This is a genomic window from Coprococcus sp. AM14-16 (genome assembly GCF_003434675.1).
GTDB classification, from domain to species: domain Bacteria; phylum Bacillota; class Clostridia; order Lachnospirales; family Lachnospiraceae; genus Coprococcus; species Coprococcus aceti.
This window is the reverse complement of the sequence record NZ_QTLL01000002.1, coordinates 258,624-284,494: the sequence shown is the minus strand read 5'-3', so window position 1 is coordinate 284,494 and position 25,871 is coordinate 258,624. Positions and strand designations below refer to the sequence as shown.

Below are 25,871 nucleotides of genomic sequence, written 5' to 3'. Positions count from 1 at the left end.
GTAGGAGAAAGTGCTATGTACAGGGCAGTTGTATTTGATATGGACGGCGTGTTGGTAGACACGGAGAAGATATACAGGAAGTGCTGGAAGGAAAACGGCATGAGCATAGGGATTCCTGAGGCACAGATGGAAAATGTATGTGACCGGGTGGCTGGAGGCAACAAGACCTCCAACGCCCGGGTATTTAAGGAAATAATGGGCGAAGATTTTGATTATCTTGCGTTCAGACAGAGAACAATGGATCTGTTCGATGAACATGTGGAAAAGTATGGAATAGACATAAAGCCACATGTCGAGGACACGCTGAGATTCTTAAAAGAACACGGCGTGAAGATGGCACTTGCAACCTCCACTGCGAGGACGAGTGCGCAGCAGAGACTTGATAGCGTTGGAATAGCCGGATACTTCGATGAAAAGGTATGCGGAGACGAGATCACCCACGGAAAGCCGGAGCCTGATATATATCTGAAGGCCTGCGGGAAGCTGGGCGTAAACCCAGACGAAGCGGTGGCCGTTGAGGACTCTGTGAATGGTATCATATCTGCCAGCCGGGCAGGGCTATGTACGGTCATGGTGGTGGATCTGATAAACCCAAATGATATCACGCGCGAGCGTGCATACAAAACCTTTTATGATATAGAAGATATATGCAGCCTGTTTAAGTAAACAGGCTGTATTTTTATTAATAAAATGAGGAGGAACATCATAATAATGTAAAGAGTAAAGAATATGGTGGTAGTATGTCTGCAAGTCAGAAATTTATGGGAGTTGTAAAGGGACTGATCCTGTCCTATCTGCTCACGATAATCATGCTGTTTATAACGGCGGTGGTCGTATACAAAGTGGGGATAAGCGATAAGGTGCTCGGTATACTGGTTGTTGTGATATACATAGTGGCCACATTTGCCGGGGGCTTTGTTACGGGCAGAAAAGTCAGGGAGAAGCGTTTCCTGTGGGGGATGGTGTATGGCCTGACTTACATATCGGTCGCATTGACCGTGTCGGTGCTGTTTACAGGTTCAGGCGACAGAGAGGGAATAGCAGTTATAACCAAGTGTATTATGTGCGTTGCAGGCGGGATGCTGGGGGCTATGCTCAGTTAAAAAAAACTTTTACTTTATATATCTTTGTGTTATAATCCCGATATATGACATAAAAAGAGAGGTGTATCCAGAATGAAGAGAATTAAAACACTCACAAACAGGACTATGAAGAATACAATGGTCAAGGGTGGATGTGGCGAGTGCCAGACATCATGCCAGTCAGCTTGTAAGACATCATGCACAGTTGGTAATCAGAGCTGTGAGAATGTTAACAACAAGTAATTTGTAACAGGTTTGTATTTGATCAGCTAAAGGGGACCGTCGTTTATGATGACAGTCCTCTTTAGTGCGTGTATAAGGGTGCCGTGTGTGGCGCCTTGAATTAGAATTTCACGGATAGATCCGATGGAATATATTGAAGGAGAATTATGGTTCATCAGTACAAGAACAATGGTTATAATATAGTGCTTGATGTCTGTAGTGGTTCTGTACATGTCGTAGACGATCTTGTCTATGATATTATTTCTTTATATGAGGAGAATGATAAAGAGCAGATTATAAAGGCACTGTCACAGTATGACAGCGCAGATGTTTCCGAGGCTTATGACGAGGTAGCCCAACTGGTAGAGGACGGAACATTATTTACAGATGACGTATACAAAGATTATATTATAGATTTCAAGAAGAGAAAGACAGTTGTCAAGGCGTTGTGTCTGCATATCGCCCATGACTGTAACCTTGCCTGCAGATACTGCTTTGCCGGTGAGGGAGAATATAAGGGAGACAGGGCGCTTATGTCACTTGAGGTGGCAAAGAAATCCCTGGATTTTCTGGTTGCGAATTCCGGTTTAAGAAGAAATCTCGAGGTGGATTTCTTCGGCGGTGAGCCGCTTATGAACTGGGATGTAGTCAGGAAGACCGTGGAATACGGAAGAAGCCTTGAGGAGAAGTATGACAAGAAGTTCAGATTCACACTTACTACCAACGGAGTGCTTCTGAATGACGAGATCATGGAATTTGCCAACAGAGAGATGGCGAACGTGGTGCTCAGCATAGATGGAAGGAAGGAAGTCCACGACTACATGAGACCTACCAGGAATGGCAAGGGAAGTTATGATGTCATACTATCCAAGTTCCAGGAATTTGCCAAGAAGAGAGCAGGCAAGAGCTACTACGTAAGAGGTACTTACACTCATAACAATCTTGATTTCTCACAGGACGTGCTTCATATGGCGGATCTGGGATTTGACCAGATATCCGTTGAGCCTGTTGTATCACTTCCGGACGAGCCATATGCTATAAAGGAAGAGGATATACCGGTACTGCTTGAGCAGTACGATATCCTGGCTAAGGAGATGATCAAGAGACATAAGGAGGGAAGAGGCTTCAATTTCTTCCACTTCATGATAGATCTTGAGGGTGGACCTTGCGTAGCCAAGAGACTTTCCGGTTGTGGTTCAGGTACAGAGTACATGGCGGTCACTCCTTGGGGAGACCTTTATCCTTGCCATCAGTTTGTTGGTGAGGACGATTTCTGTATAGGAAATGTATTTGATGGAATCAAGAATCAGGATATAGTCAATGAATTCAAGCTGTGCAATGTATATGCCAAGGATAAGTGTAAGGACTGCTTTGCAAGATTCTATTGCAGCGGTGGCTGTGCGGCCAACTCATACAAGTTCCACGGCAATATACTTGATGCATATGACATAGGTTGTGAGCTTCAGAAGAAGCGTATAGAATGTGCAATCATGCTGAAGGCGGCTATGGCCGATGAGGCAGAAGAGGAATAAAAAGGGTAAAAGGAGAAGACGATGAAGAAGACAAAGAGAAACGCTGTGCTCGTCATCATTGCCTTTCTGCTTATACTGGGTGTTGCTATATATACAGCAATATTCGGTGTTGCAGACAGAGGTAAAGTCGAGTACATCAAGCTTGGACTTGACCTTAAGGGTGGTCTGAGTGTAACTTACGAGATTCAGGAGGATGATTACAGCGACAAGGATCTCGAGGATACCAAGTATAAGATTGAGCAGCGTGTAGAGGCCTACACCAATGAGTACTCAGTCTATGAAGATGGAGACAAGAAGATCACAGCAGAGATCCCGGGTGTAACAAATGCAGATGAGATACTTAATGCTCTGAATATAGAGGGAAAGCTTGAGTTTCTTGATCCGGACAATTATACAAAGTGGTCACAGGGACAGGAGTATGAGGCTGCTCTTACAGGAGATGACATCAAGAATGCCACAGCCGGAATTGACTCAGATAACGGCAATGACAATGTGGTACAGCTTGCATTCACCGATGAGGGAGCTCAGAAGTTCGCTGATGTTACCGCGGCAAATGTTGGGAATATAGTATACATTATATATGACAACAAGGTCGTAAGTGCACCAACAGTACAGTCAGCCATAACAGGCGGAAGCGCAGAAATCAACAAGATCGGAAGCTACGAGGAGGCCGAGCAGCTTGCTACTACTATCCGTATCGGTGCACTTCCTCTTACACTTAAGCAGGTTCGTTCCAATATAGTAGGTGCTACACTTGGATCAGATGCCATCAGCACAAGCCTTAAGGCAGGTGCGATCGGTATTGCACTTGTATTTCTTATCATGATCATAGTATTCAGGATCCCAGGTCTTGTGGCATCATTTGCTCTGGCATTCTACACAATACTTGATCTGCTGGTACTCAATCTGTTCAACGTAACACTGACACTTCCTGGTATAGCTGGTGTTATCCTGTCAGTAGGTATGGCGGTCGATGCCAACGTAATCATATTCACGCGTATCAAAGAGGAGCTGGCGGATGGCAAGTCCGTAAAGCAGGCTGTAAAGGGTGGTTTCCACAATGCCCTGTCAGCCATAATAGATGGTAACGTTACAACACTTATAGCAGCTCTTGTACTTGGAATATTCGGAACAGGTACTATCAAGGGATTTGCGATCACACTGGCTATCGGTGTCGTTCTTTCAGTATTTACAGCTCTGGCAGTCAGCCAGTCACTGCTCACAGCGCTTGTAAATCTCGGCGTTACAGATGCCAAGTATTTCGGCGTTGCAAGAGAGCCAAAGAAGACAAACTTCGTGAAGGCAGGTAAGTTCTGTATGCTCGGATCACTCATTGTGATCATCGCATGCTTCTGTATGATGCCTGTTAATAATAAGTCAAAGGGTTCACCACTTAACTTCAGTGTTGAGTTTGCAGGCGGTACAAGCCTTACAGTAGGTTTTGACAAAGAGTACTCACTTAGCGAGGCTGAGAAAGATATAGTTCCTGTCATTGCAGAGGCTGCCGGTATCGGTGAGGCAGGAATATCAGTTCAGACAGTATCCGGAACAAATGAGATCGTGTTCAAGATGCCAGAACTTTCAGATGACGGAACAGATGATTCACAGATGTCCAAGGTGCGCAACGCACTCACAGACAAGCTTGGCGCAGATGTCAAGGAGGCAAATGTAATAAGTGGATCGGTCAGCAGCGAGATGTCTAAGAACGCTATATTCTCAGTTATCCTTGCAGCTATTCTGATGCTTATATACATTGCTATCAGATTCCATGATGTGAAGTTTGGTGCAAGTGCAGTTATCGCACTTCTCCACGATGTTGCGATGGTATTCTGTCTGTATATTATACTGAGACTTACAGTTGGTAACACATGTATCGCATGTCTGCTTACCATAGTGGGTTACTCGATCAATGCGACGATCATCATATTCGACCGTGTAAGAGAGAATATAGGTGTTATGAAGCCTAAGAAGGCCACATACAAGGATATAGTCAACCTGAGTATCAACCAGACCTTCAGCAGAACAATATATACATCACTCACAACATTTGTTACAATATTCGTTCTGTATATCATGGGAGTGGCATCCATCAAGGAGTTCGCTCTCACACTTATGGCTGGTGTAGTTATCGGTGCTTACTCTTCAGTATGTATCACAGGTCCACTCTGGTACTACATGAAGACAAAGCTTGGTAAGACAGAAAAAGATGCTTAATAGAATAAAGTTATCGGACGGATGTCAGATGACAGATGATAACAGGCTTCCATGGCAGAGATGCTGTGGAAGCCTGTTGTATTATTGGGAGATGGAAGAGATATGAATTGTAAAGCAGTGGTGTTTGATATGGATGGAGTCATCCTCGATTCAGAACAATTGGTTGTCAAGAGCTGGCAGAAGACAGCGGACAAATATGGCATAGAGGACATAGAGAGCTTCTGTATGGCTGCCCTTGGACTCAACCGTGAGGCGGCGAAGAAGCTGTTCGTGCAGATGTACAAAGGAAGATGTGATGAAGGACAGGATACATTGGATGAGGAGAGATATGAGAGCCTCAAGGTTGAGATGGCGGCGGAATTCCACCGGGCAGCGGCAGAGGGAGAGCTTGTGCTGAAGCCGGGAGTTACAGACATGCTGAAGATGCTCAGGGATAATGGCATACCATGTGCCCTTGCCACATCCACCAGAAAAGAGGTAGTCACCATGGAGCTCATCAACCTCGGGGTGATAGATTACTTCGACAAGCTTGTATGTGGAGACATGGTAGATCGGAGCAAACCCGCACCGGATATATTCCTGAAGGCCTGTGAAGAACTTGGAGTTGAGTCGGAGAGTGCATGGGCGGTGGAGGACTCATACAACGGAGTCAGAGCAGCATATGCGGCAGGGATGAAGATTGCTATGATCCCGGACCTCGTGCAGCCGGATGATGAGATGAGGGATAAGGCAGATTTTATATTTAAGAATATGAATGAGTTTCAAGAGTATATTCTTGAGTCCATCAGAGCATGACAGATGGATCCGACGAATAAAAAAGAACTCCTGATGCAGAGCGGCAAAGCCTCTGTAACAGGAGTTCTTTTAGTTAGTTTTTAGGGGTTTAAGGGGACTGGTGAGGTCCCATATATAATATGTAAGTCCCGGCAAAGGACTGACATATTTTGATCTAATGGGTCAGTTAGATCAATGACTCGTAGAGCTTGGTGATATCCTCCACGCTAGTCTCCTTTGGATTGCCCGGGCGACATGCGTCATCGTAGGCTGACTGTGCCAGGAATGGAATATCCTCTGGCTTTACAATGTCTTTAAGGTCTGTAGGAATGCCTACATCGATTGACAACTGGCGTACTGCGTCAACTGCAGCTTTTCTGTATTCTTCCTGGGTCATGTCGTCTACGCCCTTGACGCCCATGGCTCTTGCTATCTCACGATACTTTTCTCCTGTTGCTTCTGCATTGTATTCCATTACAGTAGGCAGGATAATCGCGTTGGCAACACCGTGAGGTGTGTCATACAGAGCTCCCAGTGGATGAGCCATGGAATGAACGATTCCAAGACCTACATTTGAGAAGCCCATGCCTGCAACATACTGGCCCAGCGCCATATCAGCACGGCCCTCAGGCGTATTGGCAACAGCCCCTCTGAGTGAACGGCTGATGATCTCGATTGCCTTGAGGTGGAACATGTCTGACAGCTCCCATGCGGCTGCGGTGATGTAACCCTCGATTGCGTGTGTCAGTGCATCCATACCTGTGGCTGCTGTGAGTCCCTTTGGCATGGAGCTCATCATCTCAGGATCGACAAATGCCACAACAGGAATGTCCTTAGGATCAACACATACCATCTTGCGGTTCTTCTCAACATCTGTGATGACGTAGTTGATAGTTACCTCTGCTGCGGTTCCGGCTGTAGTTGGAACTGCAAATATAGGAACTGATTTATTCTTTGTAGGTGCAACACCCTCCAGGCTTCTGATGTCTGCAAAATCAGGGTTGGCAATAACTATGCCGATACCCTTGGCAGTGTCCATGGATGATCCGCCGCCTATGGCGATGATGTAATCTGCCTCAGCAGCCTTAAATGCGGCCACACCCTGCTGCACGTTCTCTATAGTAGGGTTTGGCTTGATGTTGGAATAGATCTCGTATGCAAGTCCTGCACCGTCCAGAACATCGGTGACCTTCTTGGTCACACCGAACTTGATCAGATCAGGATCTGAGCACACAAGAGCCTTGGCGAAGCCTCTGCCGACTGCCTCTGTGGCGATCTCAGCGATGGCACCCGCTCCGTGGTAAGAGGTTTCATTGAGTACGAATCTGTTTGCCATAAAAATATCTCCTCCTTTGCACTGCGCATTTGTGATAGAACTTTCAGATACTGCCATCAAAATGCACAAAAGATATATTCAAAATGTATATTTATTATAACATTTATACAATAAAAAGCAAATAGACATAACAGGTGAAATGTCAACATTTACAGGCAAAATGGCGGCATTTACACTGGTAATACCATAATGCGTCTGCTAAAATATGTGGATGGATACAGCAGGGATGCGGATATGTTCCTGCGATAAAATGATACGGAGAACAGAAGATGACATTGACACCGGAGCAGAAGGATATAATAGATAAATATGTGAAGAAGCCAGAGTGGAGAGTGGCGGGCAAAAGAGCGGACTTTAATGCCATAGGCGAGAGGTTCGGTGTGAGTCCTGTTGTGGCGAGGGTTATCACGAACAGAGGAGTCACCGGGGAGAAAGCCATAGCTATGTACCTTGATGGCGGCTGGGATTCCATGCACGATCCGGCACTGATGAAGGATATGGTGGAAGCCGGTGAGATAATAAAGGAAAAGCTTAGCGATAACAGGAGGATAAGGATAATCTCGGACTACGACGTGGACGGGGTTACCTCCAATTATATATTGCTTCTCGGCCTTCGGAGAACATGGACGGCGCTGCACGGAAGCTGCGCTGATGACTGCACCGTGGTGGATTACGACATTCCACATCGAGTGCATGATGGATACGGAATAAATAAAAGACTTATAGATGCCGCCATAGCGGATGGTGTTGATACTATCATAACCTGCGACAATGGAATAGCGGCGATAGAACAGGTGAGATATGCGAAGGAGCGCGGGCTTACGGTCATCGTCACGGATCACCATCAGATCCCATTTGAGGAGAGTGATGGCGGCGAGCGGGTATATATGCTGCCCCAGGCGGATGCGGTCATAGACAATCAGAGGCAGGACTGTGAATATCCATTCAAGGGGCTGTGCGGGGCCGGCGTTGCGTTCAAGCTCATCCAGTACATGTACAGGATATGCGGGATAGCCGAGAGCGAGGTAAATGAATTCATGGAGATCCTGGGGCTGGCTACCAACTGTGACATGATGGATCTGGTGGATGAGAACAGACTCTATGTAAAATATGCCCTTGAAAGTCTGAAGGACAGCCGCAATCCGGGTCTGAATGCCCTCATGATGCTCAGCGGCAGAAATGAGAAGAAGATATCAACGTATGATCTGGGATTTCTGATAGGGCCGTGCATCAATGCGGCGGGAAGACTGGGGGATGCGAAACAGAGCCTTGAGTTCTTGCTTGAGAGAGATCCAAATGTCGCCGAGGCAAAGGCTAGGGAACTGCTGGCTGTCAACAATGAGAGAAAGAGCATGACGGAGGCCGGAGCCCGGCATATAACAGATATGCTTGAGACAGCCACTGTGAACGGAGAGTTCGGACAGGCGGCTACCCTTGCGGACAAGGTACTTGTGGTGTATATACCGGCTGTACATGAGAGCGTTGTGGGAATAATCGCCAGCAGGCTCAAGGAGGCATACACAAGACCTGTGATGGTGTTCACGGACGCAGAGACGCCGGGGATACTGAAAGGATCGGGAAGATCCATAGACAGCTACAACATGTTCGAGGAGCTGAACCGGTTCCGGGAGATGTTCACTGCATTTGGCGGACATGCCATGGCGGCGGGCTTTTCCATAGAGAAGGAGAGGCTTGACGAGCTGAGGCGGAAGCTCAATGAAGCGGCGGTGCTGACGGATGAAGATATAACACCTAAGCTGATGATAGATGTGGCCATGCCGCTGGCGTACAACAGCATAGAGCTGACGGAACAGATCGAGAGGCTTGAACCATACGGAAAGGGTAACAGGAAACCGCTGTTTGCACAGGCGGCAGTACCGGTGCGAAGGGCGCAGATACTTGGAAGAAACAAAAATCTTCTGAAGCTCCAGCTTGATACCGGGTACGGAAGGTGCGTGGATGCCATAGATTTTGATCCGGATACATTTGTGAATAACATAAAACAGTGGTTTGGAGAGGATGAATGTGTTAAAATGTTAAATGGTCAGCCGAACGCCGTAGTGATAGATGTCGCATACTATCCGACCATCAATGAATATATGGGAAGACGTTCACTCCAGATGAAGATGGAGGCCTATAACAAGGGAATATAAGCTGACTTTGATGAGAATACTATTAAGTACATTTGTAATATATATCATACAGGAGGACGTAAGATGAGTGAGGTAGAAAAGTATATCAAGAGTATTCCTGATTTTCCACAGCCGGGAATCATATTCAGGGATGTGACAAGTGTAACAGAGAATCCTGAGGGCATGAAGCTGGCCATCGATGAGATGGACAAGCTGCTGGAGGGAGTAGATTACGATGTCATCGCCGGAGCAGAGTCCAGAGGATTTATATTTGGAGCACCGCTGGCATACAAGAACGGCAAGGGACTTGTTCTCGTGAGAAAGAAGGGCAAGCTTCCGAGAGAGACCGTGGAGATGTCTTACGATCTTGAGTATGGACAGGCTACTATAGAGATACATAAGGATTCCATCAAGCCGGGTGAGAAGGTCGTGCTGGTGGATGATCTTATTGCAACAGGTGGAACCATAGAGGCTGCGGCTAAGCTTATAGAGAGCCTTGGCGGAATAGTAGTCAAGATGGTATTCCTCATAGAGCTGACAGACCTGAAGGGAAGAGAGAGACTTTCCAAATATGACGTGGCTTCAGTAGTACAGTTTGAGGGCGAATGATCAGGGCAGAATAAAACAGGAAGTGTGGTGAGCATATGGGAGAGACATTGGATAAGACACAGGACAATATAATAGCTCAGGAGACAAAGAGGGCTGCGGAAGCAGGTGTTATCACCTCGGAGCAGGCCACGAAGGATGGAATAGCAGCCATCGAGAAGGCTCTTGCGTCTGGCAAGAATGTTCCTCAGAATGAACTTATAAAGCTGGAGGAGCAGGCGAATAAGCAGATGAAGGCGAAGAGAGAGATAGATCTGTCCACACCGGCAGATTTTACACCGCCGGAGGAATTGTATAAGGAGCTTATCTCAAGGATACTCACATATCACCCATCTGCCGACATCACTATGATAGAGAAGGCATATAAGGTGGCGGACGCTGCCCACAAGGGACAGCTCAGAAAGTCCGGGGAGCCTTATATCATGCACCCTCTGAATGTGGCCATAATCCTGGCAGAGCTTGAGCTCGACAAGGAGACGATAGTGGCAGGGATACTCCACGATGTCGTTGAGGATACAGTCATGACATCTGAGGAGATAGCAGCGGAGTTCTCCGAGGAGGTTGCTTTCCTTGTGGATGGAGTTACGAAGCTGACACAGCTCAAGATGACCACGGACAAGATAGAGGTTCAGGCGGAGAATCTGCGTAAGATGTTCCTCTCCATGGCGAAGGATATCAGAGTCATACTGATAAAGCTGGCGGACAGACTCCACAATCTGAGAACCCTCCAGTATCAGTCACCGGAGAAGCAGATAGAGAAGGCCAGAGAGACCATGGATATATATGCGCCTATCGCACACAGACTTGGTATCAGCAAGATCAAGGTCGAGCTGGATGACCTGTCCATGATGTACCTCATGCCGGATGTGTACAAGGATCTCAAGGCGCAGATAGATGAGAAGCTTACCGAGAGGGATGCTTATATCAAGAGGGTCGTTGCCGATGTCAAGAAGCATATTGATAATGCCGGACTTGAGGCTGAGATAGACGGAAGAGTAAAGCATTTCTTCAGTATATATAAGAAGATGAAGAACCAGAACAAGACTCTGGATCAGATATACGATATATTTGCGGTACGTATCAAGGTGAATACGGTCAGGGACTGTTACTCAGCACTGGGTATCATTCATGAGATGTACAAGCCTATTCCGGGAAGATTCAAGGACTACATAGCCATGCCTAAGTCCAACATGTACCAGTCCCTTCACACCACACTGATCGGACCTGAGGGACAGCCATTTGAGATACAGATAAGAACCTACGAGATGCACAGAACGGCTGAGTATGGTATCGCTGCGCACTGGAAGTACAAGGAGAACATAACCGGTACGGTCATGCAGAAGGAGGAGGAAAAGCTCTCCTGGCTCCGTCAGATCCTTGAGTGGCAGAGGGATACCGATGACAACAAGGAGTTCATGAGCTTTGTCAAGACTGACCTTGATCTCTTTGCTGAACAGGTATACTGCTTTACTCCTGCCGGAGATGTTAAGAACCTTCCTAGCGGATCCACACCTATAGATTTTGCTTATGCCATTCACACGGCGGTGGGCAACAAGATGGTCGGTGCAAGGATCAACGGACGACAGGTTCCTATAGATACCAAGCTCAACAACGGAGATCGTGTGGAGATCATAACCTCACAGAACTCCACAGGACCAAGCCGTGACTGGCTGAATATAGTCAAGAGTACACAGGCGAGGACAAAGATCAACCAGTGGTTTAAGCATCAGCTCAAGGATGAGAATATCAGCCGCGGAAGAGAGCTCATACTGAACTACTGCAAATCAAAGGGAATAGACTACTCCATGTACTCAAAGCCTGAGTATCAGGAGAAGATATACAAGAAGTACAATTTCCAGGATTGGGATTCCATAGTTGCCGCCGTTGGACATGGCGGAATCAAGGAAGGTCAGATAGTAAACCGTCTGATTGATGAGTACAACAAGGAGCACAAGCCACAGACTGCCACGAACGCTGAGGTTCTGGACGAGTATTCGGTGAAGAAGAACCATGGCAACCATACCGGCAAGGGTGGAATAATCGTAAACGGCATAGATGACGTTGCCGTGAGATTCTCCAAGTGCTGTTCACCTGTTCCGGGGGATGAGATCATAGGATTTATCACCAGAGGACGAGGTGTGTCCATACACCGTACTGACTGTGTAAATGTGTTGTGCATGAGCGAGGCGGACAGAGCCAGAGTCATCGAGGCCGAGTGGAAGGATGACGCTGTTGCATCGAACACATACATGACCGAGATAAATATATATGCAGATGACAGAAACGGCATATTATTTGACATAACCAAGATCCTCAGCGAGGCAAATATAAACGTAAACAGTATCAACAGCCGTACAAGCAAGCAGGGCAAGGCTACGATCACGATCTCATTTGCGATCAAGTCGAAGGAACAGTTGAATACGATAATTGCCAAGATAAGGAATATTGATAATATAATTGATATAGAGAGAACTACGGGCTGATGGCCGGAAAGGTTTATATGGCGGAATTAAAAGTTATCAGAAGTGAGCTGGGAGGATTCCAGACGAATTGTTATATAGTGGCAAATGAGCAGACCGGGGAGGCTATAGTCATTGATCCTTCATGGAATGCGAATTATATATACAACACACTGAAGAAGAATGAGTATACCTGCGTTGGCATTTATCTCACTCACGGTCATGTGGATCACATGGCGGCGATGGGAGATCTGAAGAAGCTCACAGGCGCGGATACATATGCTTCGGAGGACGAGAAGGAAGTTCTCGGCAACAGCAGGGTGAACCTGTCGGCGATGATGACCAGTGTATTTGAAAAGGTGATAGAGACTGAGACGGATCACTATCTGAGCGACGGCAGTGTGAAGAAGCTGCTTGGCACTGAGATGAGATGCATCAGTGTGTCGGGACATACCAGAGGCGGAATGTGCTATTACTTCGAGTCAGAGAATATACTGTTCTCAGGGGATACGCTGTTCAAATACAGTGTGGGAAGATCGGATTTCCCTACAGGTGATGAGCATGTGCTGCTCGAGAACATAAGAGAGAAGCTGTTTGTGCTTCCTGATGATACCGTGGTGTACCCTGGACACGGGGAGACAACACTTATAAGAAAAGAGAAGAAGATGAATCCGTTCTTCTGATGGGCGGATCATGGTGGAAATATGATATTACTGATACAGAATATAGAAGATTACAACAATGATCTCCGGGTGAGTCTCCAGGCCTTCTACGGCGGTGAAAGAATAGTGGTTCCGGAGATATTTGACAAAAAGCCGGAGCTTAAGGCGGAGATAGACAAGGCGCTTGTGGCGGATATAGATGACAATAGAATAAATATAGAGCTGTATTCTGTAGCAGACGGAGGAGAGCGGACTTTGGCGTGCAGCACACAGATTCCTGTGGATGGCGACTGCCGGGATAAGAGTGCCGTGAGGAATCCGTTAAAGCTGGCGATATACAACATGCTTTCGGAGTATACAGACCGCAGACTTCCGTGGGGCTCCCTGACGGGTATCAGACCTACGAAGATAGCTGTGTCTTATATGGAAGCCGGTATGACCTCAGAGGATATAATAGGAAACTACCAGGAGATATATGGAACCTCCCGTGAGAAAGCCGAGCTGGCAGTGGCGGTGGCTGACAGGGAGAAGAAAATCATAGACTCTGTGGCGGAGGAGGACGAATACTGTCTGTATATAGGCATACCGTTCTGTCCGACAAGATGTTTGTACTGTTCATTTACCTCATATCCGATCGCGGTATATAAGAATAAGGTGGATGCATATCTGGACGCAGTCGAGAAAGAGATGGCATACGTTGCGGAGGCATATTCCGGAAAACGGCTCATATCAATATATGTGGGAGGCGGAACGCCGTCATCCATATCTGCGGAGCATATGGACAGACTCTGCAGCATGATAGAGAAGTCATTTGACCTGTCACAGGTGAGGGAGTTCACCATAGAAGCGGGCAGACCGGACAGTACCACATTTGACAAGCTTGAGGTCATGAAGCGCCACGGAGTGACGCGTATAAGCATAAATCCACAGACCATGAACGAGGAGACATTAAGGACCATAGGCAGGGCACATACGCCGGAGCAGACGGTCATAGCCATGGAGAATGCCCGGAGAGCGGGCTTTGACAACATCAACATGGATCTGATAGTGGGACTTCCGGGAGAGGACACGGACAGTGTGGAGAACACGCTGAGACAGGTGAAGGAGCTTTCCCCTGAAAGTCTGACGGTTCACACCCTTGCCATCAAGAGGGCGGCGAATCTGAACATAGAGATGGACAAATACCGTGACACCCTGAAGTCGGATATAGACAGCCAGCTTGGTGCTGTTACGAGGGCGGCGGCTGAGATGGGGCTTGATCCATACTATCTGTACAGACAGAAGAACATGACCGGCAATCTGGAGAACGTGGGTTACTCGAAGCCGGGGCTTGAGTGCCTGTACAATATACTCATCATGGAGGAGAGGACTGACATCATCGGTCTCGGTGCCGGAAGCTCATCGAAGCTTGTGGTGAGACCAGGACATGACGGAGTGACAGAGGGGACACGTATAGACAGAATAGAGAATTGTAAGAGTGTAGACGATTATATAGCTCGAATAGATGAGATGATCGAGCGTAAGAAAGCGGGATTTATATGGGATTAGCATTGGAGAAGGATGCAGAAGAATGCTATTCAGTTGATATGAATGATGCGGTGCGCCATGGAATGTGTGTGAGTATACTGGCATCTGAGCTGGCGAGGGAGCTGGGCTGCGATGAGGAATTCATACACAAGGTTGCCGTGGCGGGAATGCTGCACGATGTGGGCAAGCTGCAGGTGAGTCCTTACATATATGGACGGCGGCAGGGTGCGATGAAGATCGAGGAGATGAGATACGTCAGGCTGCATGCCAAGCTTGGCGCGGAGATACTTAAGCGTGAGGGCTACGATCAGGACATAGTGGATATGGTGCACTATCACCATGAGAACTATGACGGCTCGGGATATCCGTACAGGATGCGGGGCGAGGAGATACCACTCGGCGCAAGACTTATCAGAGTGTGCGATGTGTTCAGTGCACTGGTCAGCGACAGACCATACAGGAAGGCATTTGACGCGGATACGGCATTTGGAATGGTGATAGATGAGGTGAGACACTTCGACATGAGGGCGTTCCTGGCGTTCCAGCGGCTGATCAACACCACAGACATCATGAACAGGGTGGATCAGGTGCTTCACGGCGATATACCAGGTCTTGACGAAAAATGAAAAAAGTGTATAGTGACATAAGGAAAGTTTTTAATTTTAGGAGGATAGCGTAAGATGGCAGAATCTATGCAGGGGCTTAAGAGAAGCCACAGATGTACAGAGGTTAGCAGTGCCAACATAGGTGAGAAAGTCACCGTGATGGGCTGGGTTCAGAAGAGCAGAAATAAAGGTGGAATAATCTTTGTAGATCTTCGAGATAGAAGTGGAATATTACAGGTTATATTTGAGGAGTCACAGTGTGGCGCAGAGTGCTTCGAGAAGGCAGGAAAGCTTCGTTCAGAGTTCGTTGCAGCCATTGAGGGAACAGTGTGCAAGCGTGCGGGTGCAGTGAATGAGAACCTTGCAACAGGAGACATCGAAGTCGTTGCAAGCAGCCTCCGTATACTGTCAGAGGCAGAGACACCTCCATTCCCTATAGAGGAGAACAGCAAGACCAAGGAGGAGATAAGGCTCAAGTACAGATATCTCGACCTCAGACGTCCAGACCTCCAGAGAAATCTTATCATGAAGAGTAAGGTAGCCACCATCGCCAGACAGTTCATGGCAGATGAGGGATTCCTTGAGATAGAGACACCTATGCTGACCAAGTCAACACCAGAGGGAGCAAGAGATTACCTTGTGCCAAGCCGTGTACACCCTGGTACATTCTACGCTCTGCCACAGTCACCACAGCTCTTCAAGCAGCTTCTTATGTGCTCTGGTTACGACAGATATTTCCAGATCGCAAGATGCTTCCGTGACGAGGATCTCCGTGCAGACAGACAGCCGGAGTTCACCCAGATGGATATGGAGCTCTCATTTGTTGACGTTGACGATGTAATCGATGTAAATGAGCGTCTTCTTGCAAAGCTCTTCAAGGAGATACTTGATCTCGACATCCAGCTTCCAATTCAGAGAATGACATGGCAGGAGGCGATGGACAGATTTGGTTCAGATAAGCCTGACCTCAGATTTGGACTCGAGCTCAAGGATGTCAGCGATGTTGTCAAGGACTGTGAGTTCGGAGTATTCACAGGTGCCCTTGCAAATGGCGGAACAGTCCGCGGTATCAATGCCGAGGGACAGGGAAGCATGCCTAGAAAGAAGATAGATGCCCTTATCGAGTATGCAAAGACATACGGCGCAAAGGGACTTGCATATATAGTTATCAACGAGGATGGAAGCTACAAGTCATCATTTGCCAAGTTCATGACAGAGGAGCAGATGAACGCCCTTGTGGCAGCCATGGATGGAAAGCCTGGCGACCTGCTTCTGTTCGCAGCGGACAAGACAAAGATCGTATGGACAGTCCTCGGCGCACTGAGATGCCATCTGGCAGAGCTCATGGGACTTGTGGACAAGAATGTATACAGATTCGTGTGGATCACAGAGTTCCCACTTCTTGAGTGGTCAGACGAGGAGAACAGATTCACAGCTATGCACCATCCATTTACCATGCCTATGGAGGAGGATCTTCAGTACATCGATTCTGATCCGGGCAGGGTTCGTGCAAAGGCTTATGATATAGTATTAAACGGAAATGAGATCGGTGGAGGTTCAGTCAGAATCCATCAGGATGACATTCAGGAGAAGATGTTCGAGTGCCTTGGCTTTACAAAGGCCGAGGCTCACGAGAGATTCGGATTCCTTCTGGATGCGTTCAAGTACGGAGTACCACCTCACGCAGGACTTGCCTATGGTCTTGACCGTCTGGTCATGCTCATGGCAAAGCAGGATTCTATCCGTGACGTAATCGCATTCCCTAAGGTAAAGGATGCATCATGTCTCATGACAAATGCGCCTGACTATGTAGACGACAAACAGCTCGCTGAGCTTGGAATCGAGGTCACACCAGAGGCTGAGGCCGAGATCGAGGCTGAGAAGAGCGCACCTGCAGACGCAGAGTAGAATGACAGAATAATATACAGAAGGACGAGCTTCTGATACGGAGGCGGGATATCAAACAGGATATCCCGCCTCTTTTTTGCGTTTACAGACATAAAGAGCAAATGGGGTACATATACTATACCAAAGTGTGTTAAGTGGCTTAAAATGACAGCCAGACACCTTAAAAAGCAAATGGTGGAGGTGATACATGTGGAAAATGAAAAAGAGTTTCTAAGAGGGAGAATGTGGGGCAGACTTACCTTCCTGCTGGTGGTTGCACTGGAGCTCATGATATTCTGCGTTGGATGTGCAAGGTTTGAGGTGTCGGACAGTGGTGAGCCGCTGCTCTATGACGTGTGCGATGAGACCATGCTGCCGGATGAACTGGTTACCATCATAGACAAAAAGAAGGAAAACCCATTTAATCTCGTATATTCAAACAGCACATATACATATATAGTCATCGCTGCGGGCATGCAGGAGAGGGATGACGTTGGGGTGACTCTGGAGGAGATGTACAAGGACGACAATGCCATTTACATCAAGGGAGTTTTAAGACAGGTGGCGACTCCGACGGATGGCGTGAAGGGAGACAATGTATCATTTCCTTATATGGTGGTCAGGATAGTGAAGATGGATCTTCCGGTTGTATTCAAGTAAAACGGTATATCATAAAAAATAAGGTGGGGAAAATATGGAGCTTACTAAGAACAGGATCACAACGACGAATCTTAAGGCGGCAAAATATGTTGAGTTTACCGTGGATGACGATTTCAATGTCCCTGATGTGAAGGGGGATATAGACAGACAGATAGCCAGCAAAGGACAGGTGACGATAGAAAACATAGACGTCATGGAGGGCAAGGCGCGCATCACAGGAACTGTGAGCTACGCCATCCTATACCAGACGGACCGGGAGGGGGATTCATTTGAGAGCCATGACGGAGAGCTGCCATTTGAGGAGACGATAAATGCGGATGAACTGTCGCTGGGAGATAAGGTTTCCGTACAGGGTGTGCTGGAGGATCTGTACGTGACCGTGATAAATTCCAGAAAATACGAGGTGAGAGGGCTTGTGGGCGTGAAGCTCTGGGCGTGCCAGCAGATCACCGCAGATGGCGCCGTGGGCATAGCAAACGGCTCTGGTATAGAGTGCATGACGGAGAAGGTAAGCTTTACAAATCTTGCGGCGTCTTCCAGAGACATAATGAAGATAAAGGAGGACATAGAGATCCCGGCAAATAAGCCGAATATCGGACGTGTGCTGTGGGATCAGGTGAGCTTCTCAGAGATAGAGAGCCGTGCCACGGACGTGGGGGTACATATAAGCGGCAAGATGGACATATTTGTCATATACAAGCCGGATGACGAGGTGGCTCCGGTGCAGTATGTCAGCGCCACGAGGGAGTTCCAGGACACTGTGAACTGCGATGGAATAGACGAGGATATGATACTGGACGATATGATAACCGCATCCCGCGGTTCGGTGTCCGTGCGTGCAAATGACGGCGGTGAGGACAGGATACTCCAGGTGGAGAGCAGCCTCAATGTGGACATCAAGGTGTACGAGGACGTGGAGGCAGACCTTCTCAAGGATATGTTCTCATATTCTGCGCAGGTCGATCCCGTCAGGAGCAGATTCAGCTACGAGAACCTTCTCATGAGAAACAATGCAAAGACGAGGGTCGTGAAGAAGGAGAGGCTCAAGAGCAGCCAGCCGTCCATTCTCCAGATCGTAAATGTGACGGGCAGTGTGGATATAGACGATGTCAGGCCGGCGGATGACGCCGTGGTCGTCGAGGGTGCTGTGAAGGCGGCAGTTCTTTATGTGTCATCGGATGACAGCAGACCTCTGTGTCAGATGGAGGTGGTAGCTCCATTTTCATACAGGGTGGAGACTGTTCCGCTCAGAACTCAGGATTCCATCAGGATTACCCCTGCACTCAATCAGATCACGGCGGCGCTGCCGGGCAATGACGAGGTGGAGATAAAAGCCATAGTGGATATGGGAATGACCATATTTACCCGGAAAGAGATAGAACTTATCGATGACATGACGGTGGCTCCGGTCGATATGAAGAAGAAAGCGGTGGCGCCAGGTATAGTGGGCTATGTTGTGCGTGATGGTGACAGCATATGGTCGATCGCAAAACAGTATTATTCCAGTCTTGATTCCATAAGAAAGCTCAACAGCCTTGAGGGGGATGACGTGAAAGCCGGTGACAGGTTGATAGTGGTCAAACGTGCGGGAAAGAATTAGCTGTTGCCCTTCCAGTGTATATCGTATTTTCCCGGTGATCTGGGATCCTGGTCGGTGACAGCGGCTTCTCTGTAATATTCTTCGTATGGAACAGGGTTGTTGGTGATTCCAAGAATGTAATCGGATGACACGTTATATAACTCGGTGAGATATATAAGGTGATGGATTGGCAGCGCGCTTGCGCCCCTTTCATAACGTGCGTACATGGTCTGTGAGGTGTTCAGATAGCGGGCAACATATTGTTGTGTAAAGTCATGATCTTCCCGCAGTCCCCGGATTCTTTCTATATACTTTTTATCCTTGCTAAATTCCATATACTGCATTCGATCACCCGCAAAAATGATAACATACGGGTTTGTGACCCCTTTAATTTTAGTAAATATGTTTACTAAACGAGATGGTAACAAAAAAGTGCAATCATAGCCGACAGCTATAATTGCACTTAAGTTTGTGTATTTCCATTAATCAGGCTTCTTTTGCCTGTTCATTGGCCTCTTTGTCGTCCTTCTCAGGGAGAAGTCTCTTGAACAGTGGAACGAGCTGTGCGGCGATGACAGCCTTAACGAGGTCGAGTGGAATGAATGCCACGAAACCTGATAAGAATGCAACCTTCCATGTGAGGTTACCGTTGAACTTCCACCAGATCATTCCCACGATATCAATGATCACGACACCTATGATCGCAACGATGGTATACTTAAGTCTCTTGTACTTTTGGCCTTTGATGAGACCGACTACGATTGATGCAATGATGAATGAGAAGGTGTATCCACCGAATACTCCGAACAGATATCCAAGGCCTGCGCCTCCGCCGATGAATACAGGAACGCCGATGGCACCCATGATCATCCAAAGTGCTATTATGATCGTTGAGTCTCTGAGCTCAAATACGAGAGCTATCAGAATTATCATAAAGTTGAGTAATGTGATGTGTGCTGCGTTAGGGAGCGGTGTTGGAATGCTCAGGTAAGCGGATGCACACAGAATTGCAGTGAACATGGCCATCATGACCAGCTCTACAGTGGTAAATGCTTTTTTCATTTGTAATAATCCTCCAATGATTGTAATGCCTGTGTACAGCTTATTCACAACAAATCCAGGTAGTTTCGACGGGCTGATGACGAATACTGCCTGGATTTGTTAACCTATACACAAGGGCTATGGTTGACATTATATATACATATGGGAGGAATGTCAACCATAAATTTTGAACACAGGTTAACATTTGCAAAACACACGTTATTGTGTAAAATACTTAATATAGAATTCGAACGATATACAGAGTGTATACACAGGAGGCGGGATATGATAAAGGTCGGAATCACGGAGATCGATATTGGATACGAGGATAAGGAGTATGCCAGGGAGCACTGTCTTGGGGTTATGCAGGAGGCATATGAGAATGGCGTTGAGCTCTTGGTGTTTCCTGAGATGACGCTGACGGGATTTACCATGATGCCCGCTCGCATGTGGGAGGCGTACAGGGATGGTGAGATACCGGAGAGCGTTTCGTTTTTCATGGAGAACAGCAGGAAATACGATATGGCCATGGCATTTGGTTATATAGAAGCTTTCATGGCTGATGGAAGCGGTGAGTTTGATGAGAGCAGAAGGAAGGTATTTGAAAATAAGCTGGCGATCGTCAGCGGTGATGAGGTGATCATGGATTACGCAAAGATACATCCTTTTTCGTTCAGCGGTGAGGACAGGGTGTACCGGGCAGGCAGCCGTATTTGTCAGGCGAATGTCAAGGATCTGAGGCTGGGCGGATACATATGCTATGATCTCAGATTCCCGGAGATATTTTCGGCGGCGAGGGATTCTTACGATGCCATACTTGTGATAGCCAACTGGCCTGAGGAGAGAGTTGCCCAGTGGGAAGCGCTGCTCAGGGCGAGGGCCATTGAGAATCAGGCATACGTGATAGGCGTGAACAGAGTGGGCATGGGTAAAAGGGAGAGATATGTCCCGAGCTCACATATATATGATGTCTACGGCAATGAGATGGCGGAGAGGGTGAGCGACAGACTGCTCGTTGCGGAGCTGGATCCTGCGGTCATAGCCGGTGCCAGAAAGACATTTCCGCAGGGCAGGGACAGGAAAAATGAATTTTACATGTCAATATTATAGAATTATTTGACTGGTGTATAAAACTGGTGTTCTCTTTGGTGCTTGTAATATTTTGTCAGATGGTTTACAATGGATAGAGGCAATGAGGAGGTAAAACTTATATGAATAAGGACGATTGCATTTTTTGTAAGATAGCCAACGGTGAGATTCCATCAGCGACAGTTTATGAGGATAGTATCTGCAGAGTAATACTTGATGTGAATCCTGCTAACAAGGGCCATGCGCTTATTATCCCGAAAGAACATTTTGACAATATATACAGCATGGATGCTGAGACAGCAGCCAAGATATTTACTATAGCTACAGAGGTGGCAAAGGCACAGAAGGCTGAGCTGAATCCGGACGGACTGAATATCCTTCAGAACAACGGCGAGGCAGCAGGCCAGACTGTATTCCACTTCCATATGCACCTTGTTCCAAGATACATCAAGGACAACGTGACTATGACCTGGATACCGGGTAAGGCTGATACAGAGGAGCTGTCAGCATTGTCTAAGGCTCTCAGAAAGAGAATCTAGACGATTGAAGATAGATATATAAGGTTTTGTGAGAAGAGCAGCACATGATGAACATAAGTCATGTGCTGTTTTTTCTGTTACGGTGTTACTGATAGAAAGAGCAGGCGGTAGGAAAGGACTGTATATGGAGTATAATGAAGAAACTGAGGAAAGAGGGCTGAGGCGGCTGTCGTCAAATGCGCTCAAGCTGACAGCCTGTGTGTGTATGGCCGTAGATCACATAGGCATAGTATTCATGGATAACAACTACATAATGCGCGCTGTGGGGCGTCTGGCATTTCCTGTATTTGCATTCCTGCTTGTACAGGGGCTTCTGCGTACATCCGACGTGAGGAGGTATCTTCTGAGACTTGGAATATTTGCGGTGGTGTCAGAGATACCATTTGATCTGGCAATGCACGATACGATCTGGTATCCGGGGGCTCAGAACATATTATTCACCCTGACAGCCGGACTGTTTGCCATATACGCCATGGATAGCCGGGGGTCAATCGGAAGATGGAAGGTCGAGATCGCACTGGCCGCAGCACTTCTGGCGGAGTTCCTGAGATTCGACTACGGCATGGCGGGAGTGGGAATCATAGTCATGTTCTATCTGATCGAGAAGGAGCGGAGTGGAGCGGATGCTTATACTCTGGCATATTTCAATAAGAAGCAGAACATTGAGATCGTGGTGCTCAGTTCGCTGGTATACATTCTCTGCCTGGGCATGAATCAGCTATACGCTCTGTTGGCGATGATACCTGTGAATATGTACAGCGGAGAGAGAGGAAGGATGAAGCTCAAGTATTTTTTCTACCTGTTCTATCCCCTGCATTTGCTGCTTATATGGTTTATATGGAAAAGAAAGGTCTTTTGAACAGAATAATAGATGGAATATCAGGAATATTTCTTCCTGTTGTGAACGTACTCAGTGCGGCGGGAACACTCAAGGGCATACTGGTGCTTGCCTACTCCTCAGCAAAGAAATTCGGAGCGAACAAATATGTGGCTGTGGTCGTGGCTGGTGTGAGCATGTATCCTGTGCTCAACACAGTCCTGGAGTCGGGGCAGACGGTTCATTTCCTTGGGATCCCGCTTCTGCGGTGAGCTTCGTACTCCCGGGAGCAGCTTCCATGCCGGTATTTCTCGGAGTAGGCTTCGGCATGCTCATGGTGGCAAGTGCCGTGGGTATGGCGGTGGCGTTTGGGTTGACGCTGGTTATGGATAGCGATTTATAAATCCAAATAAAGATTGACTTGCAGCATATAGGCTGAACGGTTATACTATAAAAGTTACAAGGGAGTATTAGATAAGCTAAAACTTAGAAAAATAACTAGTTACTAGGAGGATTATTATGCGCAAAAAGTTAGTGTATGGAGCGATGTGTATTGCACTCTCAGCAATGCTTGTAGGGTGCGGAAAAGATACGGGCGATAATGGAGATGTCCAGAGTACAAAGGAACAGAGCACAAAGGAACAGAGCACTGTTCAGGAATTAGAATCTTCAGAAGAAACTACAAGTGATGGCGGAAGTGTTGTTTCAGATGATAGTATGGGAGCCTGGGTGCTGAGGAATGAGGTTACCGATAAAGCTGTGTTGGACGAACCATCTGGTGCTGCACTGTTTCCAGACAAATTGACATTGCCAATTAATATAGATAGTCTTATGGATTATCAGGTATTGGCTGCCGGAGTAGATCAGGGGACTCTATCATCTATAGTTGATAGTTATACTGACAGTTTTACCAGCCTGGATTTTATGATATTAGATAAAACAGGTACAGTATATGCATATATGCCGGATCTTATATTGGGCAAAGAAGATGATAGTCAGGAGACTAATATTAAGCAGGCTATTTCTGATGGCAATTGGATGTTAGGACCTACGGCTATGTATTATGATGCCCTTGGACTCACGGAGGATGAGTATGACAATATGTGTAATGAAAATCCAGATGAAGATGGTAAATATCTGCTGATGGATAAGCTGTATGATATGCTTGGAACTCCTAACTATATTGGCTGGTTTTGCGATGCAGACAATCAGACAAGACCTGGAGAAACATATGATGCAAAAGAATTCATTGATAATATGAGAAATCCTGAGAATTATGGAAGTGATTCAGTAACAGCGTATAGCACTTATATAGGATGGCAGTTTGCTGATTATGGAATCGTAATATATGTTTCAGAGACAAGCAATTCAAGCTCAGGAACATTGAAAGCTAATATTCATGATGTGAGTATAAGTTATGTGCCAGCAACTTATGGAAAATTGGAGGATGTATTTGGTACAAACGCAGTATCAGATTTTATTGCGGCAAAATAAAGTTGACAGTTACAGTGGCAATGGTATGTTGTATACAGCCCATTGCCATTTGTATATAAAAATATTCATTAAGCATCATTTCCCCCAAAAATATGTTGACTAATAACTCTCAATGATATAGAGTAATGATTGCATTTATAGATATTAGAAAAACGCTCTTATTCAGAATGGTGGAGTCAGAAGGGACGAAGAAGCCATGGCAACCCCGATGTCAGATTCGGAAGGTGCCGACCTGAGCGACGCAGATATGTAGGTGATACAAGATCTGTGCTCGAACAATGAGAGGCTTGACAGACACGATCAAACCGCTCATACGAAGCGGTTTTTCTTATGTACAAAAAGGAAAGGAAGTAGTATGGAAAGAAGATTATTTACATCGGAATCAGTAACAGAAGGACATCCTGACAAAATCTGTGACCAGATATCAGATGCAGTGCTTGACGCGCTGATGGAGCAGGATCCAATGAGCCGTGTGGCATGTGAGACATCCATCACGACAGGTCTTGTGCTTGTCATGGGAGAGATCACAACCAACGCTTATGTGGATATTCAGAAGATCGTTCGTGAGACGATCAGAGAGATCGGATACGACAGAGCAAAGTACGGATTTGACTGCGATACATGCGGCGTTATCACAGCCATAGACGAGCAGTCATCAGATATTGCCATGGGAGTTGACAAGGCACTCGAGGCAAAGGAGCATCTCATGAGCGAGGATGATATCGAGGCGATCGGTGCCGGAGATCAGGGTATGATGTTCGGATTTGCAACAAATGAGACACCTGAGTACATGCCATATCCAATAGCACTTGCCCACAAGCTTGCAAGAAAGCTCACAGAGGTAAGAAAGAACGGAACACTCCCATACTTAAGACCGGACGGTAAGACACAGGTAACAGTTGAGTACGATGAGAATGACAAGCCTGTAAGACTTGATGCAGTCGTTCTCTCAACACAGCACGGAGAGGAAGTCAGCCAGGAGCAGATCCACGCTGACGTTAAGAAGTATATATTCGACGAGGTCCTTCCACAGGAGCTCATCGATGAGAATACCAAGTTCTTCATCAATCCAACAGGAAGATTCGTAATAGGTGGACCAAATGGTGACAGTGGTCTCACAGGACGTAAGATCATCGTTGACACATACGGCGGATATGCCCGTCACGGCGGCGGAGCCTTCTCAGGCAAGGATTGTACCAAGGTAGACCGTTCAGCGGCTTATGCGGCCCGCTACGTGGCTAAAAACATAGTTGCAGCAGGTCTGGCTGACAAGTGTGAGATACAGCTCTCATACGCTATCGGTGTTGCAAGACCTACATCCATCATGGTAGACACATTTGGCACAGGAAAGCTTTCAGATGAGAAGCTTGTCGAGATCATTAGAGAGCACTTTGACTTAAGACCAGCAGGTATCATCAAGATGCTTGACCTCAGAAGACCTATCTACAAGCAGACAGCAGCTTACGGACACTTCGGAAGAACAGATCTTGATCTCCCATGGGAGAAGCTGGACAAGGTGGATGTGCTGAAAGCATACTTATAAGCAGATTAAAAAAATTCAGACAAATATAAAAGCACATGTATCAGATTGAAACTGATACATGTGCTTTTTGT

The 25,871-nt window shown here is 46.9% G+C and carries 25 protein-coding genes and 1 riboswitch; of the genes, 22 read left to right on the top strand and 3 right to left on the bottom strand.

All coding sequences use genetic code 11. The features are described from left to right. Positions 1–15 precede the first annotated feature (15 nt). The 6 genes from DW159_RS07440 (at position 16) to DW159_RS07415 (ending at position 5,845) form a co-directional block, all read left to right on the top strand. Positions 16–666 carry an HAD family hydrolase gene (locus tag DW159_RS07440; protein ID WP_117549792.1) on the top strand — a complete coding sequence of 217 codons (651 nt, stop codon included), beginning with the start codon at positions 16–18 and terminating at the stop codon, positions 664–666. Between the two features lie 74 nt (positions 667–740). Continuing rightward, on the top strand, positions 741–1,103 hold the full coding sequence (locus DW159_RS07435) for a TIGR04086 family membrane protein (protein ID WP_015534335.1): 363 nt from the start codon (positions 741–743) through the stop codon (positions 1,101–1,103). Positions 1,104–1,175: 72 nt separating this feature from the next. Further along, the gene (gene scfA, locus DW159_RS07430) at positions 1,176–1,325 is read left to right on the top strand and encodes a six-cysteine ranthipeptide SCIFF (RefSeq protein WP_015534334.1); all 150 of its coding nucleotides are present in this window, start codon (positions 1,176–1,178) and stop codon (positions 1,323–1,325) included. Positions 1,326–1,471: 146 nt separating this feature from the next. Then, positions 1,472–2,836 (top strand): thioether cross-link-forming SCIFF peptide maturase, encoded by a 1,365-nt coding sequence (gene scfB, locus DW159_RS07425; RefSeq protein ID WP_055146142.1) that lies wholly within the window; start codon positions 1,472–1,474, stop codon positions 2,834–2,836. Between the two features lie 21 nt (positions 2,837–2,857). Further along, positions 2,858–5,050, top strand: a complete 2,193-nt coding sequence (gene secD / locus DW159_RS07420; RefSeq protein WP_117549790.1) for a protein translocase subunit SecD — start codon at positions 2,858–2,860, stop codon at positions 5,048–5,050. Positions 5,051–5,152: 102 nt separating this feature from the next. Beyond that, on the top strand, positions 5,153–5,845 hold the full coding sequence (locus DW159_RS07415; protein ID WP_242992639.1) for an HAD family hydrolase: 693 nt from the start codon (positions 5,153–5,155) through the stop codon (positions 5,843–5,845). 166 nt (positions 5,846–6,011) lie between these two features. Here DW159_RS07415 and fucO read toward each other — a convergent pair whose 3' ends face one another. Then, entirely contained in the window at positions 6,012–7,160 is a 1,149-nt protein-coding gene (gene fucO, locus DW159_RS07410) for a lactaldehyde reductase (RefSeq protein WP_015534330.1), read from the bottom strand. Positions 7,161–7,429: 269 nt separating this feature from the next. Here fucO and recJ point away from each other — a divergent pair, with 269 nt between their 5' ends. The 9 genes from recJ to DW159_RS07365 all read left to right on the top strand — a co-directional run bounded on the left by recJ (position 7,430) and on the right by DW159_RS07365 (position 19,298). Beyond that, positions 7,430–9,313, top strand: a complete 1,884-nt coding sequence (gene recJ, locus DW159_RS07405; RefSeq protein ID WP_117549786.1) for a single-stranded-DNA-specific exonuclease RecJ — start codon at positions 7,430–7,432, stop codon at positions 9,311–9,313. Between the two features lie 63 nt (positions 9,314–9,376). After that, positions 9,377–9,901, top strand: coding sequence for an adenine phosphoribosyltransferase (locus tag DW159_RS07400; protein ID WP_117549784.1), 525 nt, complete (start codon positions 9,377–9,379; stop codon positions 9,899–9,901). 35 nt (positions 9,902–9,936) lie between these two features. Next, entirely contained in the window at positions 9,937–12,381 is a 2,445-nt protein-coding gene (locus DW159_RS07395) for a RelA/SpoT family protein (RefSeq protein ID WP_117549782.1), read from the top strand. Between the two features lie 17 nt (positions 12,382–12,398). After that, the gene (locus DW159_RS07390; RefSeq protein ID WP_242992638.1) at positions 12,399–13,040 is read left to right on the top strand and encodes an MBL fold metallo-hydrolase; all 642 of its coding nucleotides are present in this window, start codon (positions 12,399–12,401) and stop codon (positions 13,038–13,040) included. 21 nt (positions 13,041–13,061) lie between these two features. Beyond that, positions 13,062–14,567, top strand: a complete 1,506-nt coding sequence (hemZ, locus tag DW159_RS07385) for a coproporphyrinogen dehydrogenase HemZ (RefSeq protein ID WP_117549778.1) — start codon at positions 13,062–13,064, stop codon at positions 14,565–14,567. Then, the gene (locus tag DW159_RS07380; protein ID WP_117549776.1) at positions 14,558–15,172 is read left to right on the top strand and encodes an HD-GYP domain-containing protein; all 615 of its coding nucleotides are present in this window, start codon (positions 14,558–14,560) and stop codon (positions 15,170–15,172) included. Before hemZ ends, DW159_RS07380 begins: the two co-directional genes overlap by 10 nt. Positions 15,173–15,226: 54 nt before the next feature. Continuing rightward, entirely contained in the window at positions 15,227–17,059 is a 1,833-nt protein-coding gene (gene aspS, locus DW159_RS07375; RefSeq protein WP_055146156.1) for an aspartate--tRNA ligase, read from the top strand. A 189-nt stretch (positions 17,060–17,248) separates the two neighbouring features. Further along, complete coding sequence (locus tag DW159_RS07370) at positions 17,249–17,698, top strand: protease complex subunit PrcB family protein (RefSeq protein ID WP_238051193.1); 450 nt, start codon at positions 17,249–17,251, stop codon at positions 17,696–17,698. A 34-nt stretch (positions 17,699–17,732) separates the two neighbouring features. After that, positions 17,733–19,298 (top strand): DUF3794 and LysM peptidoglycan-binding domain-containing protein, encoded by a 1,566-nt coding sequence (locus DW159_RS07365; RefSeq protein ID WP_117549774.1) that lies wholly within the window; start codon positions 17,733–17,735, stop codon positions 19,296–19,298. On the opposite strand, the gene DW159_RS13875 is transcribed toward DW159_RS07365, so the two are convergent. Continuing rightward, the gene (locus DW159_RS13875; protein WP_308936787.1) at positions 19,295–19,612 is read right to left on the bottom strand and encodes a helix-turn-helix domain-containing protein; all 318 of its coding nucleotides are present in this window, start codon (positions 19,610–19,612) and stop codon (positions 19,295–19,297) included. The two genes, DW159_RS07365 and DW159_RS13875, sit on opposite strands and share 4 nt — an antisense overlap. A 151-nt stretch (positions 19,613–19,763) precedes the next feature. Then, entirely contained in the window at positions 19,764–20,339 is a 576-nt protein-coding gene (locus tag DW159_RS07355) for a biotin transporter BioY (protein WP_117549772.1), read from the bottom strand. Positions 20,340–20,603: 264 nt separating this feature from the next. Here DW159_RS07355 and DW159_RS07350 point away from each other — a divergent pair, with 264 nt between their 5' ends. From DW159_RS07350 to metK, 7 genes are all read left to right on the top strand, one after another. Beyond that, positions 20,604–21,428, top strand: a complete 825-nt coding sequence (locus tag DW159_RS07350; protein WP_117549770.1) for a nitrilase-related carbon-nitrogen hydrolase — start codon at positions 20,604–20,606, stop codon at positions 21,426–21,428. 101 nt (positions 21,429–21,529) lie between these two features. Next, positions 21,530–21,946, top strand: a complete 417-nt coding sequence (locus tag DW159_RS07345) for an HIT family protein (protein ID WP_015534318.1) — start codon at positions 21,530–21,532, stop codon at positions 21,944–21,946. Positions 21,947–22,070: 124 nt separating this feature from the next. Beyond that, positions 22,071–22,805 (top strand): TraX family protein, encoded by a 735-nt coding sequence (locus DW159_RS07340; RefSeq protein WP_117549768.1) that lies wholly within the window; start codon positions 22,071–22,073, stop codon positions 22,803–22,805. Further along, positions 22,802–23,035, top strand: a complete 234-nt coding sequence (locus DW159_RS07335; RefSeq protein WP_055271960.1) for a hypothetical protein — start codon at positions 22,802–22,804, stop codon at positions 23,033–23,035. The genes DW159_RS07340 and DW159_RS07335 overlap by 4 nt, the downstream gene beginning before the upstream one ends. Then, positions 23,032–23,166, top strand: a complete 135-nt coding sequence (locus DW159_RS14035; protein WP_278315525.1) for a hypothetical protein — start codon at positions 23,032–23,034, stop codon at positions 23,164–23,166. Before DW159_RS07335 ends, DW159_RS14035 begins: the two co-directional genes overlap by 4 nt. A gap of 116 nt (positions 23,167–23,282) precedes the next feature. Beyond that, positions 23,283–24,257: a hypothetical protein gene (locus tag DW159_RS07330; RefSeq protein WP_117549766.1), complete on the top strand. Its 975-nt coding sequence runs from the start codon at positions 23,283–23,285 to the stop codon at positions 24,255–24,257. Positions 24,258–24,412: 155 nt separating this feature from the next. Then, positions 24,413–24,542: riboswitch (SAM riboswitch) on the top strand. A 70-nt stretch (positions 24,543–24,612) separates the two neighbouring features. Beyond that, complete coding sequence (gene metK, locus DW159_RS07325; protein ID WP_022217499.1) at positions 24,613–25,800, top strand: methionine adenosyltransferase; 1,188 nt, start codon at positions 24,613–24,615, stop codon at positions 25,798–25,800. The last annotated feature ends 71 nt before the right edge of the window (positions 25,801–25,871 follow it).

What these genes read in the sequence shown, in the direction of transcription:
- DW159_RS07355 (WP_117549772.1), bottom strand. Translation starts at nt 20,339, where the DNA reads ATGAAAAAAGCATTTACCACTGTAGAGCTGGTCATGATGGCCATGTTC.
- DW159_RS07435 (WP_015534335.1), top strand. Translation starts at nt 741, where the DNA reads ATGTCTGCAAGTCAGAAATTTATGGGAGTTGTAAAGGGACTGATCCTG.
- scfB (WP_055146142.1), top strand. Translation starts at nt 1,472, where the DNA reads ATGGTTCATCAGTACAAGAACAATGGTTATAATATAGTGCTTGATGTC.
- fucO (WP_015534330.1), bottom strand. Translation starts at nt 7,160, where the DNA reads ATGGCAAACAGATTCGTACTCAATGAAACCTCTTACCACGGAGCGGGT.
- recJ (WP_117549786.1), top strand. Translation starts at nt 7,430, where the DNA reads ATGACATTGACACCGGAGCAGAAGGATATAATAGATAAATATGTGAAG.
- aspS (WP_055146156.1), top strand. Translation starts at nt 15,227, where the DNA reads ATGGCAGAATCTATGCAGGGGCTTAAGAGAAGCCACAGATGTACAGAG.
- metK (WP_022217499.1), top strand. Translation starts at nt 24,613, where the DNA reads ATGGAAAGAAGATTATTTACATCGGAATCAGTAACAGAAGGACATCCT.
- DW159_RS07440 (WP_117549792.1), top strand. Translation starts at nt 16, where the DNA reads ATGTACAGGGCAGTTGTATTTGATATGGACGGCGTGTTGGTAGACACG.
- DW159_RS07330 (WP_117549766.1), top strand. Translation starts at nt 23,283, where the DNA reads ATGCGCAAAAAGTTAGTGTATGGAGCGATGTGTATTGCACTCTCAGCA.
- DW159_RS07400 (WP_117549784.1), top strand. Translation starts at nt 9,377, where the DNA reads ATGAGTGAGGTAGAAAAGTATATCAAGAGTATTCCTGATTTTCCACAG.
- DW159_RS07350 (WP_117549770.1), top strand. Translation starts at nt 20,604, where the DNA reads ATGATAAAGGTCGGAATCACGGAGATCGATATTGGATACGAGGATAAG.
- DW159_RS07380 (WP_117549776.1), top strand. Translation starts at nt 14,558, where the DNA reads ATGGGATTAGCATTGGAGAAGGATGCAGAAGAATGCTATTCAGTTGAT.
- DW159_RS07395 (WP_117549782.1), top strand. Translation starts at nt 9,937, where the DNA reads ATGGGAGAGACATTGGATAAGACACAGGACAATATAATAGCTCAGGAG.
- DW159_RS07415 (WP_242992639.1), top strand. Translation starts at nt 5,153, where the DNA reads ATGAATTGTAAAGCAGTGGTGTTTGATATGGATGGAGTCATCCTCGAT.
- hemZ (WP_117549778.1), top strand. Translation starts at nt 13,062, where the DNA reads ATGATATTACTGATACAGAATATAGAAGATTACAACAATGATCTCCGG.
- DW159_RS07365 (WP_117549774.1), top strand. Translation starts at nt 17,733, where the DNA reads ATGGAGCTTACTAAGAACAGGATCACAACGACGAATCTTAAGGCGGCA.
- scfA (WP_015534334.1), top strand. Translation starts at nt 1,176, where the DNA reads ATGAAGAGAATTAAAACACTCACAAACAGGACTATGAAGAATACAATG.
- DW159_RS07340 (WP_117549768.1), top strand. Translation starts at nt 22,071, where the DNA reads ATGGAGTATAATGAAGAAACTGAGGAAAGAGGGCTGAGGCGGCTGTCG.
- DW159_RS13875 (WP_308936787.1), bottom strand. Translation starts at nt 19,612, where the DNA reads ATGGAATTTAGCAAGGATAAAAAGTATATAGAAAGAATCCGGGGACTG.
- DW159_RS07390 (WP_242992638.1), top strand. Translation starts at nt 12,399, where the DNA reads ATGGCGGAATTAAAAGTTATCAGAAGTGAGCTGGGAGGATTCCAGACG.
- secD (WP_117549790.1), top strand. Translation starts at nt 2,858, where the DNA reads ATGAAGAAGACAAAGAGAAACGCTGTGCTCGTCATCATTGCCTTTCTG.
- DW159_RS07345 (WP_015534318.1), top strand. Translation starts at nt 21,530, where the DNA reads ATGAATAAGGACGATTGCATTTTTTGTAAGATAGCCAACGGTGAGATT.